Raw genomic sequence first — 13,611 nt, forward strand, 5'->3', positions numbered from 1 at the left:
CAGGAGAGCCCTATGACCTCCACCGCCCCGTCCTCGTCCTCCCCCTCCTCGACGGCCGCCGTCACGGTCATGCCCCCGGAGTGGGCCCCGCACGACCGCACCTGGATGGCCTTCCCCCCGGCCAACGAGACCTTCGGCCCGCAGGGCTCGGAGTCCCTGGCCCGGGCGCGGCGGGCCTGGAGCCGCGTGGCGCGCACCATCGCCGCCGCAGAGCCGGTCGCCGTGCTGGCCGACCCCGCCGACGTCGACGCCGCCCGGCGGGCGCTGGGCGAGGTCGCCGAGATCCTGCCCGTCAGTCTCGACGACGCGTGGATGCGCGACATCGGACTGACCTTCGTGCACACTGCCGCCGGCGACGTGGCCGGCGTGGACTGGCTCTTCAACGGCTGGGGCGACCAGCCCTGGGCCCCGCACGAGCGGGATGCGCAGGTCGGCGCCGCGATGGCCGGGCCCGCCGGCGTCGAACGGATCGGCAGCCGGCTGGTCAACGAGGGCGGAGCCTTCCACGTGGACGGTCGCGGCACCGTGCTGCTCACCCGCACCGTGCAGTGCGACCCGGACCGCAATCCCGATCTGACCGCCGAACAGATCGAGCAGGAGATCCACGCGCGGCTGGGCACCCGCCACGCCGTCTGGTTCCCGCGCGGGCTGACTCGCGACTACGAAGAGTTCGGCACCCGCGGGCACGTCGACATGTTCGCCTGCTTCACGCCGTCCGGCGCAGTGCTGCTGCACCGTCAGGACGACCCGGCCCACCCCGACCACGAGGTCACCCGGCAGATGCGCGAGGTCCTGGAGGCCGCGGCCGACGCCGCCGGCAGGCCGCTGCGGATCATCGACGTGCCGGCCCCGCGCACCCTCCGCGACGAGGGGGAGTTCGTCGACTGGACCTACATCAACCACTACGTCGCCGACGGTGTGGTGGTGCTCTGCGGCTACGACGACCCGCACGACGAGCAGGCCGCGGCGATCCTCGCCGAGGCCTATCCGGACCGGCGGGTGGAGCTGGTCGACGCCCGCGACATCCTGCGCTTCGGCGGCGGGATCCACTGCATCACCCAGCAGCAGCCGCGGGCGCGCGGCGCAGAACGCGCGGACGGCGCGGACAGCGAGGTGCGGGGATGAGTGCAGGATTCGACGTCGTCGAGGCGACGATCCCGCAGCTGCGCGCGGCGCTGGAGCGAGGCGAGACCACCAGCGAGGAGCTGGTGCGCGCCCACCTGGCGCGCATCGAGTCCTACGACCGGTCGGGCCCGAGACTCAATGCGGTCCCGGTGCTCAATCCGGAGGCGCTGGCCGAGGCCCGCGCCTCGGACGCTCGACGCGCCGCCGGCGAGGCGCGCGGTCCGCTCGAGGGCATCCCGTACACGGCGAAGGACAGCTACCAGGCCGCCGGGCTGCCGGTCTCGGCGGGGTCGCCGGCCTTCGCCGAGCTCATCGCGCAGCGGGACTCCTTCACCGTGGAGCGGCTGCGCGCCTCCGGGGCGGTGCTGATCGGGCTGACCACCATGCCGCCGATGGCCGACGGCGGCATGCAGCGCGGGCTGCACGGCCGGGCCGAGAGCCCCTACTCGCAGGACTGGCTCACCTCGGCCTTCGCCTCGGGATCCTCGAACGGCTCCGGCACCGCGACGGCGGCGAGCTTCGCAGTCTTCGGCCTGGCCGAGGAGACCTGGTCCTCCGGACGGGCCCCGGCCTCGCACAACGGGCTCTGCGCCTACACTCCGTCCTGGGGCATGATCTCCATCCGTGGCAACTGGCCGCTGGTGCCGACGATGGACGTGGTGGTCCCGCACACCCGCACGATGACCGACATGCTCGAGCTGCTCGACGTCATCGTCGTCGACGACGCCGAGACCCGCGGCGATTTCTGGCGGGTCCAGCCGTGGCTCGACCTGCCCCGGGCCAGCACCGTGCGTCCGCGGACGTTCACCGCGCTGCGCCAGAACTCCGCCGAGGAGGCCGCCGCCGCCCTGGACGGGCTGCGCATCGGGGCGCCGGGGATGTACCTGAATGCCGACCCCGAGGCCGGCACTTCCGCGCCCGATGCGCACGGGGTCACCGGCATCGGCGGATCCACCGGCCGACCGGTGACCACCCGTGCCAGCGTCCTCGAGCTCTGGGAGGCCGCTCGCCGGGACCTCGAAGGGCATGGCGCCGACGTGCGGCTGACCGACCTGCCGGTGGTGACCAACTATGAGGGCGACCGGCCCGGGGCGCCGACGATCGCCTCCCGCGGGCTGGTCTCCCGCGCGTACCTCGCCCGCGAGATCCGCGACCTCTCCGCCTGGGCCTGGGACGACTTCCTCGCCGCCAACGGCGACCCGCGGCTGCACCGGCTGGCCGACGTCGACGGTGCGCGGATCTCTCCGCCTCCCGAGGGCGCGCTGCCGGACCGCTACGACGGATTCGACGACGACATCGCCGCCTATCCGCACATCCTGCGCGAGCATCCGGATCTGCGGATGGAGGACATCTCGCACCTCGCCGAAGGGCTGCACGGGCTGGTCCGCACGCGGGAGGTCGACCTCGAGCAGTGGATGGAGGAGCTGGGCCTGGACGTGCTGGCCTTCCCGGCGATGGCCGACGTCGGCCCGGCGGACGCGGACCGGAACCCCGCCTCCGCCGACCTCGCCTGGCGCAACGGCGTCTGGGTGGCCAACGGGAACCTCGTCTGGCGTCATCTGGGCATCCCCACGGTGACGGTGCCGATGGGCACGATGGCCGACACCGGGATGCCGGTGGGGCTGACCTTCGCCGGCCGGGCCCACGACGACGTCGCCCTGCTGCGCGTCGCCGCCGCCTTCGAGGCGCTCGGATCCCGGCGCACCGAGCCTCCCCGCACTCCGCGGGCGGCGTCGGGAGAGACTCCGGCATAGCTCGGCGGCGAGCCGCTGACGTGGGGTTCGCGGCTCCGTACAATGGCCGTGGGCCGCGGGCGCGGCGCCGCGAGGCGCGAAGCTCCCGCAGCGCCCGAGGACCGTCCCGCCGAACCATCACCCTTGGCGTCGCATCCGGCGCCGCATGCGGCGTCATCCCGACGCCGGCGAGGAGAGACATGAGCGACCTGCCGCAGACCACTGCGGGCCTCGACGAGACCCGCCGCACCACTGTCATGCGCCGCTACGTGCTGGATCCGGCGCTCGTCGACGAGTTCGTCGACTTCCTGCGCACCGAAGTGTTCCCCGCCCGCGAGGAGCAGGGCTTCACCGTGGAGTCCGTCTGGCTGTCGGCGGAGCGGGATGTGCTGACCTGGTTCGTCAGCCGCTTCGGCACGCCGGAGGAGTTCGACGCCGCCGAGCGCGCCTGGGAGGAGTCCGAGGAGCGCGCCCGGATCTTCGCCGAACGTCCCAAGTACGTGCTGGAGAAGGACGTCCGGAACGTCACGCGGCTGCGCTGAGCCCGTCGGCGGCCTGGTGCCGGCGGGCGGCCACCACGGCGGCGGCCAGGGCGGCCAGGCTGAACAGCGCGATCGTCGAGGCCGCGGCCACCGCGCCGGCGTCGGCGCCCTGCGCGGCGCCGACGCCGAAGTACACCGCAGTGACCACGGCGATGCCCAGCGCGGTGAACAGCCGCTGGGCCGTCTGGGCGACGCCTCCGGCGGCGCCGGCGATCCGCACCGGCACCTGACGCATGGACAGCGTCTGGGCGCTGGGGATGATCATCGCCTGGCCGACGCCGTTGACGGCCAGCGGCAGCGCGATCATCCAGAGCCCGCCGTCGCCGCGGCCCAGCAGCCAGGCCGCGCCGGCCAGGGCAAGCATCGAGATCGCCGCGAGCGCCGTGCCGACGACCATCAGCCGTGGACCGGCGCGATCCACCCGGCGCCCCACGGCGGAGGAGAGCAGCATGACCATCACCGCTCCGGGCAGCGTCACCAGCCCGGCGGTGAGCGCCGAATGCCCCAGGCTCTCCTGCACATGGACGGCGACCACCGCCCAGGTCGCCGGCATGCCGGCGAAGTACAGCGCCAGCACTGTGGTGTTCACCGTGTAGCCGGGCACGGCGAAGAGCGCCAGGTCGACCATCGGGGCCTCCGGGTCCCGGCGGCCCAGCCGGTGCTCCCAGCCGATCCAGAGCCCCAGCAGCACCAGGCCGGCCAGACCCAGCAGCATCCCGGCGGGGCTGCGGAACTGGATGAACGGCAGCATGACCAGCACGACGGCGGCCGCCAGCAGCAGCACGCCGATCGGGTCGAGGGCGCGCAGCCCGGACCGTCGCCCCGGTCCGGCAGCCCGCGCCGTCCGCGCGGCCGGCGCGTCCGGCTCGGCCGTCGTCTGGGCGGCCGCCTCCGGCGTCGCGGAGCTCGACGGGGCCGCGGCGCCCCGCGGCAGCCAGAGCAGCGCCAGCACCAGGGCGACGCCGGTCAGCGGCGCATTGATCAGGAACGTCACGCGCCAGCCGACCTCGGTGGAGGCCGCGTCGATGATCAGCCCGCCGATCGTCGGTCCGGCGGCGACGCCGAGACCGATCACCGTGCCCATCAGTCCATAGGCCCGTCCGCGGGCGGCGCCGGTGAACAGCCGCTGGATCATCCCGATGATCTGCGGGACGAGCAGGCCGGCGCCCAGGCCCATCAGCAGCCGCGCGGCGTTGAGCACCAGCGCGTCGGGCGCGGCCGCGGCGAGGACCGAGGAGGCGCCGAACACGCCGGTGCCGAGCAGGAAGAACAGCCTGCGGCCCCACAGGTCGCCGGCGCGGCCGGCCGGCACCAGGACGACGCCGAAGGCCAGCGCGTAGCCGGAGAGCACCCACTGCAGCGCCGACGAGGTCGTCTGCAGCGACTGCTCGATCGCCGGCAGCGCGACGTTGACGATGCTGATGCTCATCAGCGAGGCGAAGAGCGGCGCCAGCAGGGTGAGCATCGTGCGCAGCGGGTGGGCGTCGGCCGCACCGGAGGTGCCGGAGGCGCCGGTCGGAGACCCGGGCCCGCCGGCCGGCGTCCCTCGGGCTGGAGAGGAGGACGTCATGTCCAGGACAACCTCGGTCCCGCGGCCGCCATTCCGGGCGGCCCGCCGTCGGCCGCGCCTCAGGGGCGGTGAGCCGCGGCGGAGCCGACTCGCGCCCGGCCGGTCGATTCGCCATCGATGCCGACGGGCGGGGATAATCGGGACCATGGGTTCGATCGATCGTGCCGCCGACGGCGGCGACCAGCACGGCTCCACCGGTTCCGGCGAGGAGAGCACCTCGCGGCCGCAGGACGCGGCCCGCAGCTTCGGGCGGCGCTCCTCCGGAATGACCTTCGCGGTGATGGTCACCGTGCTGCTGGTCGCGCTGGTCTTCGCGGCCAACCAGAACGACGTCATCGGCTGGATCATCGTGGTGATCTCCGGCGCCTGGCTGGTGCTGGCCGGCATCCTGGTGTTCTCCGTCCGGCGCGGCGCCCAGAAGGTCGGGCAGACCCTCGACTCCGCCCGGGCTGACGCCGCGGCCCGCCGCACGACCGACGGCGGCGGCACCGCGGTCATCGACGAGGACGCCCACCAGCGGAACATGAAGCTGGACCACTCCTTGAAGATCGTCCAGGTCCAGCGCCGCGTGGTCGCCCAGGAGCTCGCCAAGGGATCCGAGGCCGACCTGGAGATGGCCGAGCGGGCCCTGGACACCATCGAGACCACGGCGCACAACGGCCGGGACATGCTCGCCGACGTGCTCGGCGGCTCCGGCTCGTCCGGAGCCTCCTCCGCCGGCTCCGGCGCGTCCGCGGAGGAGGACCGCGGAGCGTCCGGGGACGAGCGGCGGGGCCGGCGCCGCGGCGACGGCCCCGAGACCATCTCCGGCGACGTCGTCGAATGACGGCGCGCCCGGCGGGCCGGGCGTCCCGTCCGCGCGGCACGCCCGGCACGCTCTGCACACCCTGACGGCCCAGCCCGCACCTGCGACGAGAGGATCGACGTGACCGACCAGACCAGCGACTTCGGCGAGCACCCCCACCGCATCGTGGACCCCAAGGACGACGGCGTCACCCGCATCGCCTCGGTGAACGTCAACGGCATCCGCGCCGCGGCCCGCAAGGGCATGGGGGAGTGGCTCGCCGACCGGGAGATCGACGTGCTGGCCCTGCAGGAGGTCCGCGCGAACGAGCAGATCCTCACGAAGCTGGTGGCCGAGATGAGCGAGTCCACCGGCCAGCAGTGGCACATCCATGAGGAGGAGGCCGCCGACAAGGGCCGCGCCGGGGTGGCGATCCTCTCGCGCAGCGAGCCCGCGGCGGTGCGCAGCGGCATCGGCGACGGCCACCCGCAGGACCAGGGCCGCTGGGTCGAGGCCGACTTCACCCTCGGCGACGGGTCGACGCTGACAGTGGCCAGCGTCTACGTCCACTCCGGCGAAGTCGGCACCGAGAAGCAGGAGCACAAGATGCGCTTCCTGCAGCACATGCGCGACACGCTGCCGGCCCTGGCCGAGGGCGCCGAGCACGTGCTGGTGGTCGGCGATCTGAACGTCGGCCACACCGAGCTGGACATCAAGAACTGGAAGGGCAACCGGAAGAACTCCGGCTTCCTGCCCGAGGAGCGCGCCTTCTTCGACGCCTACTTCGGCGACGAGGTCGGCTACGTCGACGTCGCCCGGCGGCTGGCCGGCGAGGTCGAGGGGCCCTACACCTGGTGGTCGTATCGCGGGAAGGCCTTCGACAACGACACCGGATGGCGCATCGACTACCAGATGGCCACGCCGCGGCTGGCCGAGCGGGCCGAGAAGTCCGTGGTGGACCGCGCGCTGGACTACTCGCTGCGCTGGTCCGACCACGCTCCGCTCGTCGTCGACTACCGTCTGCCGTAGGCTGACTTCCGTTCCGTCCCGCCCAGTGAGGAGCCTGACATGGTGACCGCCTTCGTGATGATCCGGACCGATCCGCACCGCATCCCCGAGGCCGCCCAGGAGATCGCCGACATCGACGGCGTGCGCTCGGTGTACTCGGTCACCGGCGACTGGGACCTGGTGGCCATGGCGGAGATGCCCGACTTCGAGCAGCTGGCCACGCTGATCCCGGACCGCATCTCCAAAGTCGAGGCGATCCGCGACACGGAGACGATGCTGGCCTTCCGCACCTACTCGAACCAGGACCTCGAGGCCGGCTTCGCCCTCGGCCTGGACGAGTGAACGCCCGGGCCGACGGCGATCGTGCCCTTGATACTCTGACCGCACTGAGACTGATCCGGCCGCGGGCCGGACGCGAGCCTTCCACGAGGAGACCATGACTGAGGGGACGACAGGCCCGAGCGCCGAGCTGGTCGGCGTCGGCGAGGAGCACCGGGTGCTCTCCGGCATGCAGCCGTCGGCGGACTCGCTGCATCTGGGCAACTACGTCGGGGCGCTGCTGCACTGGGTGAAGGCCCAGGACACCTACGACGCGTTCTTCTTCATCCCGGACCTGCACGGGATCACTGTCCCGCACGAGCCGGAGGAGCTGCGCACCCGCACGCGCAACACCGCCGCCCAGTACATCGCCGGCGGCATCGACGTCGAGCGCTCCACGCTGTTCGTCCAGTCCCACGTGCCCGAGCACGCCCAGCTGGCCTGGGTGCTGACCTGTATCACCGGCATGGGCGAGGCCTCGCGGATGACGCAGTTCAAGGACAAGTCGGCCAAGCAGGGCGCCGACCACGCCGGCGTCGGACTGCTGACCTACCCGATGCTGATGGCCGCCGACATCCTGCTCTACCAGCCCGACGGCGTGCCGGTCGGCGAGGATCAGAAGCAGCACGTGGAGCTGGCGCGGAACCTGGCCCAGCGCTTCAACCACCGCTTCGGCGAGACCTTCCGGGTGCCCGAGCCGTTCATCCCCGAGATCGGCGCGCGGGTCTACGACCTGCAGCAGCCCACGGCGAAGATGTCGAAGTCGGCCGAATCGCCCAACGGACTGCTGAACATCATGGACACCGACAAGAAGATCGCGAAGAAGATCAAGTCTGCCGTCACCGACGACGGCACCGAGATCCGCTTCGACCCGGAGACCAAGCCGGGGGTGTCGAACCTGCTGAGCATCTTCTCGGCGGTGACCGACCGCAGCGTCGAGACCCTGGAGGCCGAGTACGCCGGGTCCATGTACGGGCACCTGAAGGTCGATCTGGCCGAGGCCGTCGTCGCCGCCGTCGGCCCGGTGCGCGACCGGGCGCTCGAGCTGCTCGACGACCCGGCCCAGCTCGACGCCCTGCTGGCGACCGGCGCGGCCAAGGCGCGGGCGACGGCGGCGCCGGTGCTCGCCGAGGTCTACCGGAAGGTCGGCTTCCTGCCGGCCTCCTCCTGAGGAGCCGACGGTGACGGGCCGGCGTGCGGGGGACTCGCCGCGATGACCCACGCCCGCCGATCCGAGGAGCCCGCCGAGCGCCCCGGCGGGGCCGCCGGTCGGGCCGCTGGACGGGTCCGGGCCGCGCTTCACCGGCTCGACCGCAGCCCGGAGATCGAGCCGATGATCCACCCGCTGGATCTGGCCGCGCTGCGTGAGCGGGAGCACCGGACCCGCGAGGCCCGCCGTCGGGCGCGTGACGAGGAGGCCGGCCCCGGCGCGCGGCTGGGCGCCTGGATCGCCTGGGCCTACGCCCGCGTCGACCTGACTCGCGGCATGCGGGTGGTCAACCTCTTCCTCTTCCGCTACGGCACGGTGATGGCGGCCGGCGCCGCCTACATGATGTTCTTCTCGGTCGCGGCGGCGGTGGTGGCCGGGTTCGCGGTGACCGGACTCGTCGTCGGCGGCGATGCCGAGATCCAGGAGCTCATCACCACCTCGGTCAATACAGTCCTTCCGGGCGTCGTCGACGTCGGCTCCGGCGGGCTGGCGACCCCCGAGCAGCTCTTCTCCACCCGCGGGCTGAGCTCCACGCTGATCATCTCGCTGATCGCGATGATCGTGACCTCGCTGAGCTGGGTGCACGGGCTGCGGTCCGGGATCCGCAGCATCTTCGACCGGCCGCTGATGGCCGAGAACGTGCTGTTCGTCAAGATCCGCGACCTGGGGATCATGCTGGTGCTGGGCACCATGCTGCTCGCCGCCGGGGCCATGGGCATCATCGCCTCGGGACTTCTGGAGGCGGTGATGGATCTGGTGGGGTGGGGCGACGACGGTGCCCAGCAGCTGCTGGCCCGGTGGCTGACCCTGGCCGCGGCCTTCGTGCTGGACGTGCTGGTCGCCGTGCTGCTGATGCGTGTGGCCTCACGGATCGTGATCCCGGTCTGGGCGCTGTGGCAGGCGGCGCTCATCGCCGGTGTCGGGGCCTCGCTGCTGCGCGTGCTCTCCGCGGAGCTGCTGGCCAGCACGACGGCCAACCCGATCCTGGTGCCCTTCACGACGGTGCTGGGGCTGTTCTTCTACTTCTTCCTGTTCTCCCTGGTGTACCTCCTCGCCGCCGCCTGGGGCGCCGTGGCCGCCGCGGAGCGCGACCGCCGCCGCGAGGAGCCGGCCGCGCGCGCCTGACACGTCGCGTGGCTGTGAGATGTCGTCGGGCTGTGAGATGTCGTGGCGCTATAGCCCGACGACATCCCACAGCCCGACGATACGCGGTGCGGGGCTGGGGTCCGGAGCCGACCCGAGCCCCGGCAGACCTGAGCAGACCTGGGCACGACTGAGCAGGCCTGTGCAGGACTGCGCGGGTTCGTCCACAGGGAGCGGGATCCGGGCCTCGTCGTCCGGCGTCATCCGGCAGATTGGACGCATGGGGACCAGGACGACGTCGACATCGCGCACAGTGCGCCTGCTGCGCGCCCGGCGGCTGGACGACGGTCTGCACTCCGGCACCGCGCTCAGCGATGCCGTCCGCGCCGGCCGGATGCTGCGGCTGCGGCGCGGCGTGTATGTGGAGGTGAGCGACTGGGTGCGCACCCCGCCCTGGGACCGGCATCTGATCACGGTGATCGCGACGACGGCGCAGGAGGGCGACGTCGTCTTCTGCCGGGAATCCGCCCTCGCCCTCCACGGTGTGCCGCTGCTGGAGGTGCCGGACGCCGTGCGACGGCGCTGCACCAGTCGCGGCGCCGCCCGCCGCGTCCCGGCCCCGTCGATGACCGGCTCACGCTCGAGGGGACAGGTCCGAGGCATGCTGGCGGCGGCGACGGGGCCGGGGGAGCCTGTGCCGACTGAGACGATCTGCGTCGGGCTGCCCACGCACCGTCTGGAGCCGACTCTTCCAGCGGGGATGAGCCGATCCGCGGCGCGTCGGGCTCCGGACGGGGGAGAGCCGGCCCTGCCGCGGGAGGAGCTGGACGCCTCCGTCGTGCCCTGGTGCGCCGCCGACGTCGCCGCGTACGTGGTGGAACCGCTGGCGCTGGCGGTGGTGGACACGGTGCCGCGGCTCTCCTTCGCGGAGGGAGTGGTCATCCTCGACGCGGTGCTCGGCGGGCATACTCGCAGCGGGGCGAGGGTCGAGGTCGCGGAGCTGGCCGCGTGGACCGATCGCCTCCCGTCGCGGCGCCTGCGCGAGCGATGGGACCGTGCCCTGGCCGCCGCCGATCCGCGGGCGGAGTCGCCGGGCGAGTCCTGGTCGCGGGTGCGACTGGACGAGCTGGGATTCGAGCTGCCTGAGCTGCAGTCGAGGATCGACGTTGAGGACCGGACGTACTGGGTCGACGTCGAATGGCTGGGCGCCGGGATCGCGGGCGAGTTCGACGGAGGCATGAAATACACCCGTGCGGCCCGGTTGAGCGGCCAGGACCCCTCCCAGGTGGTGTATGCGGAGAAGATCCGGGAGGACGCGATCCGCTCCACCGGACGGGACATGGTGCGTTGGGGATGGGCGGAGCTGAGGCATCCGGAGCGGCTGGCCCGCCTGCTCGTCGTCCACGGCGTGCCGCGTCCTCGAGCAGCCGGCCGCTGACGGCGCGATCGCTGCGGTGTTCATCGTAGGACTGTGAGATGTCGTGCCGCTATAGCGCCACGACATCTCACAGCCCGACGACACTTTCGGCGAGACGGGCCCACGCACGAGGGGCGGGGCCCCTCCGGCGTCTGTGCCGGCGGGACCCCGCCCCTCGTCGTGCGGGCGTGCTGTGCCTCGAGAGCTCAGGCCGCGCGGGTCAGGATGGCCGTCTTGACCTCCTGGATGGCCTTGGTGACCTCGATGCCGCGCGGGCAGGCGTCGGTGCAGTTGAAGGTCGTGCGGCAGCGCCACACGCCCTCCTTGTCGTTGAGCACCTCCAGGCGCATGTCGCCGGCGTCGTCGCGCGAGTCGAAGATGAACCGGTGCGCGTTGACGATGGCGGCCGGGCCGAAGTACTGCCCGTCGGTCCAGAAGACCGGGCAGGAGGAGGTGCAGGCCGCGCACAGGATGCACTTGGTGGTGTCGTCGAAGCGCTCGCGGTCCTCCGGGGACTGGTAGCGCTCGGCGGACGGCGCCGGGGAGTTGGCGATCATGAAGGGCATGATCTCGCGGTAGGACTGGAAGAACGGCTCCATGTCCACGATCAGGTCCTTCTCGACCGGCAGACCCTTGATCGGCTCCACCGTGATCGCCTGGGAGGTGTCCAGGTCCTTCAGCAGCGTCTTGCAGGCCAGCCGGTTGCGGCCGTTGATGCGCATGGCATCGGATCCGCAGACGCCGTGGGCGCAGGACCGGCGGAAGGACAGCGAGCCGTCCAGCTCCCACTTGACCTTGTGCAGGGCGTCGAGCACGCGGTCGGTGCCCTGCATGGTGATGGTCCACTCGTCCCAGCGGGCCTCGTCGGAGAACTCCGGGATGTAGCGGCGGACCTTCAGCGTGATGTCGAAGGTCGTGATGCCGCCGCCGGTGGACTCGGGGAGGTCGACCGTGGAGGCGGGCTCGGCGGCTTCGGTGGTGGTGCTCATCAGTACTTACGCTCCATCGGCTCGTAACGGGTGAAGACGACCGGCTTGGTCTCGAAGCGGATGCCCTGGGTCCCCTCGGTGACCGCCTCGGGGTCCTTGTAGAGCATCGAGTGCAGCATGAAGTTCTCGTCGTCGCGGTCCGGGAAGTCCTCGCGGAAGTGTCCGCCGCGGGACTCCTCGCGGTGCAGGGCCGCGACGGTCATGACCTCGGCCAGGTCCAGCAGGAAGCCGAGCTCCACGGCCTCCAGCAGGTCCAGGTTGAAGCGCTTGCCCTTGTCCTGGATCTGGACCTTCGTGTACCGCTCGCGGAGGTTCTCGATGATGCCGAGGGCCTCCTTGATGGTCTTCTCGGAGCGGAACACCTGCATGTTGGCGTCCATGGTCTCCTGCAGCTCGGCGCGGATGGCGGCCACCCGCTCGCCGCCGTCGCCGTCGCGGACGGTCGAGAGCATGGTCTCGACGCCGCGGGTAGGGTCCTCCGGCAGCTCGACGAAGTCGGCCTCGGCGGCGTACTCGGCCGCGGCGATGCCGGCGCGCTTGCCGAAGACGTTGATGTCCAGCAGCGAGTTGGTGCCCAGGCGGTTCGAGCCGTGCACCGAGACGCAGGCGACCTCGCCGGCGGCGAAGAGTCCCGGCACGGTGGTGTCGTTGTCCTGCAGGACCTCGGAGTCGATGGTCGTGGGCACGCCGCCCATCGCGTAGTGGCAGGTCGGGAAGACCGGCACCGGCTCGGTGTAGGGCTCGACGCCGAGGTAGGTGCGGGCGAACTCGGTGATGTCGGGCAGCTTGGCGTCGATGTGCTCCGGCTCGAGATGGGTGAGGTCCAGGAGCACGTAGTCCTTCTTGGGCCCGCAGCCGCGTCCCTCGCGGACCTCGTTGGCCATCGAGCGGGCGACGATGTCGCGCGGGGCCAGATCCTTGATGGTCGGGGCGTAGCGCTCCATGAACCGCTCGCCGTCGGCGTTGCGGAGGATGCCGCCCTCGCCGCGGGCGGCCTCCGAGAGCAGGATGCCCAGGCCGGCCAGGCCGGTGGGGTGGAACTGGACGAACTCCATGTCCTCCAGCGGCAGGCCGGCGCGGTAGGCCAGAGCCATGCCGTCGCCGGTCAGCGTGTGCGCGTTGGAGGTGGTCTTGAAGATCTTGCCCACGCCGCCGGTGGCGAAGACCACCGACTTGGCCTGGAAGACGTGGATCTCGCCGCTGGCGAGGTCGTAGGAGACGACGCCGGCGGTGCGCTTCTCCGTGCGGGTGGTCCCGTCCTCGTCGGTGACCTCCTCGTCCACGGTGAGCAGGTCGAGCACGTAGAACTCGTTGTGGAACTCCACATTGTGCTTCACGCAGTTCTGGTACAGCGTCTGCAGGATCATGTGGCCGGTGCGGTCGGCGGCGTAGCAGGCCCGGCGCACGGCGGCCTTGCCGTGGTCGCGGGTGTGCCCGCCGAAGCGGCGCTGGTCGATCTTGCCCTCGGGGGTGCGGTTGAACGGCAGCCCCATCTTCTCCAGGTCGAGGACGGCGTCGATGGCCTCCTTGGCCATCACCTCCGCGGCGTCCTGGTCGACCAGGTAGTCACCGCCCTTGACGGTGTCGAAGGTGTGCCACTCCCAGTTGTCCTCCTCGACGTTCGCCAGGGCGGCGCACATGCCGCCCTGCGCGGCGCCGGTGTGCGACCGGGTGGGGTAGATCTTGGTCAGCACGGCGGTGTGGGCGCGCTGGCCGGATTCGATGGCTGCGCGCATGCCTGCGCCGCCGGCGCCGACGATCACGACGTCGTACTTGTGAACCTGCATCAGCTTGGGTGCTCTCTCTGTGAGGGTGTCGGAAGCGTGGGGAGT

Annotated in this window: 12 protein-coding genes; 9 read left to right on the forward strand and 3 right to left on the reverse strand. The window is 71.9% G+C overall.

The features are described from left to right. Positions 1-12 precede the first annotated feature (12 nt). The 3 genes from ABD652_RS07855 (at position 13) to ABD652_RS07865 (ending at position 3,400) form a co-directional block, all read left to right on the forward strand. Positions 13-1,125 (forward strand): agmatine deiminase family protein, encoded by a 1,113-nt coding sequence (locus ABD652_RS07855; RefSeq protein WP_344719965.1) that lies wholly within the window; start codon positions 13-15, stop codon positions 1,123-1,125. Continuing rightward, positions 1,122-2,879 carry an amidase gene (locus ABD652_RS07860; RefSeq protein ID WP_344719967.1) on the forward strand — a complete coding sequence of 586 codons (1,758 nt, stop codon included), beginning with the start codon at positions 1,122-1,124 and terminating at the stop codon, positions 2,877-2,879. The genes ABD652_RS07855 and ABD652_RS07860 overlap by 4 nt, the downstream gene beginning before the upstream one ends. 179 nt (positions 2,880-3,058) lie before the next feature. Further along, positions 3,059-3,400: a hypothetical protein gene (locus ABD652_RS07865; protein WP_344719969.1), complete on the forward strand. Its 342-nt coding sequence runs from the start codon at positions 3,059-3,061 to the stop codon at positions 3,398-3,400. Here ABD652_RS07865 and ABD652_RS07870 read toward each other — a convergent pair. Continuing rightward, positions 3,384-4,970: an MFS transporter gene (locus ABD652_RS07870; protein WP_344719971.1), complete on the reverse strand. Its 1,587-nt coding sequence runs from the start codon at positions 4,968-4,970 to the stop codon at positions 3,384-3,386. The two genes, ABD652_RS07865 and ABD652_RS07870, sit on opposite strands and share 17 nt — an antisense overlap. A gap of 145 nt (positions 4,971-5,115) precedes the next feature. Between ABD652_RS07870 and ABD652_RS07875 the strand changes: the two genes are divergently transcribed. The 6 genes from ABD652_RS07875 (at position 5,116) to ABD652_RS07900 (ending at position 10,811) form a co-directional block, all read left to right on the forward strand. Continuing rightward, positions 5,116-5,796, forward strand: a complete 681-nt coding sequence (locus ABD652_RS07875) for a hypothetical protein (protein WP_344719973.1) — start codon at positions 5,116-5,118, stop codon at positions 5,794-5,796. A gap of 99 nt (positions 5,797-5,895) precedes the next feature. Beyond that, positions 5,896-6,783 (forward strand): exodeoxyribonuclease III, encoded by an 888-nt coding sequence (locus ABD652_RS07880; protein ID WP_425574560.1) that lies wholly within the window; start codon positions 5,896-5,898, stop codon positions 6,781-6,783. Between the two features lie 39 nt (positions 6,784-6,822). After that, the gene (locus ABD652_RS07885) at positions 6,823-7,104 is read left to right on the forward strand and encodes an Lrp/AsnC family transcriptional regulator (RefSeq protein WP_344719975.1); all 282 of its coding nucleotides are present in this window, start codon (positions 6,823-6,825) and stop codon (positions 7,102-7,104) included. 94 nt (positions 7,105-7,198) lie between these two features. Next, on the forward strand, positions 7,199-8,251 hold the full coding sequence (gene trpS / locus ABD652_RS07890) for a tryptophan--tRNA ligase (RefSeq protein ID WP_344719977.1): 1,053 nt from the start codon (positions 7,199-7,201) through the stop codon (positions 8,249-8,251). A 42-nt stretch (positions 8,252-8,293) separates the two neighbouring features. Then, positions 8,294-9,415 carry a YhjD/YihY/BrkB family envelope integrity protein gene (locus ABD652_RS07895; protein WP_344719979.1) on the forward strand — a complete coding sequence of 374 codons (1,122 nt, stop codon included), beginning with the start codon at positions 8,294-8,296 and terminating at the stop codon, positions 9,413-9,415. Between the two features lie 238 nt (positions 9,416-9,653). Further along, entirely contained in the window at positions 9,654-10,811 is a 1,158-nt protein-coding gene (locus ABD652_RS07900; protein ID WP_344719981.1) for a hypothetical protein, read from the forward strand. 185 nt (positions 10,812-10,996) lie between these two features. On the opposite strand, the gene ABD652_RS07905 is transcribed toward ABD652_RS07900, so the two are convergent. Continuing rightward, entirely contained in the window at positions 10,997-11,779 is a 783-nt protein-coding gene (locus ABD652_RS07905; protein ID WP_344719983.1) for a succinate dehydrogenase iron-sulfur subunit, read from the reverse strand. Beyond that, the gene (gene sdhA, locus ABD652_RS07910) at positions 11,779-13,566 is read right to left on the reverse strand and encodes a succinate dehydrogenase flavoprotein subunit (protein ID WP_344719985.1); all 1,788 of its coding nucleotides are present in this window, start codon (positions 13,564-13,566) and stop codon (positions 11,779-11,781) included. The genes ABD652_RS07905 and sdhA overlap by 1 nt, the downstream gene beginning before the upstream one ends. Positions 13,567-13,611 lie beyond the last annotated feature (45 nt).

Source organism: Nesterenkonia halobia, from assembly GCF_039536005.1.
GTDB lineage: Bacteria > Actinomycetota > Actinomycetes > Actinomycetales > Micrococcaceae > Nesterenkonia > Nesterenkonia halobia.

Excerpts from the sequence above, each read along its gene's own strand:
- ABD652_RS07860 (WP_344719967.1), top strand. The coding sequence starts at position 1,122 with ATGAGTGCAGGATTCGACGTCGTCGAGGCGACGATCCCGCAGCTGCGC.
- trpS (WP_344719977.1), top strand. The coding sequence starts at position 7,199 with ATGACTGAGGGGACGACAGGCCCGAGCGCCGAGCTGGTCGGCGTCGGC.
- ABD652_RS07885 (WP_344719975.1), top strand. The coding sequence starts at position 6,823 with ATGGTGACCGCCTTCGTGATGATCCGGACCGATCCGCACCGCATCCCC.
- ABD652_RS07875 (WP_344719973.1), top strand. The coding sequence starts at position 5,116 with ATGGGTTCGATCGATCGTGCCGCCGACGGCGGCGACCAGCACGGCTCC.
- ABD652_RS07895 (WP_344719979.1), top strand. The coding sequence starts at position 8,294 with ATGACCCACGCCCGCCGATCCGAGGAGCCCGCCGAGCGCCCCGGCGGG.
- sdhA (WP_344719985.1), bottom strand. The coding sequence starts at position 13,566 with ATGCAGGTTCACAAGTACGACGTCGTGATCGTCGGCGCCGGCGGCGCA.
- ABD652_RS07855 (WP_344719965.1), top strand. The coding sequence starts at position 13 with ATGACCTCCACCGCCCCGTCCTCGTCCTCCCCCTCCTCGACGGCCGCC.
- ABD652_RS07905 (WP_344719983.1), bottom strand. The coding sequence starts at position 11,779 with ATGAGCACCACCACCGAAGCCGCCGAGCCCGCCTCCACGGTCGACCTC.
- ABD652_RS07865 (WP_344719969.1), top strand. The coding sequence starts at position 3,059 with ATGAGCGACCTGCCGCAGACCACTGCGGGCCTCGACGAGACCCGCCGC.
- ABD652_RS07870 (WP_344719971.1), bottom strand. The coding sequence starts at position 4,970 with ATGACGTCCTCCTCTCCAGCCCGAGGGACGCCGGCCGGCGGGCCCGGG.
- ABD652_RS07900 (WP_344719981.1), top strand. The coding sequence starts at position 9,654 with ATGGGGACCAGGACGACGTCGACATCGCGCACAGTGCGCCTGCTGCGC.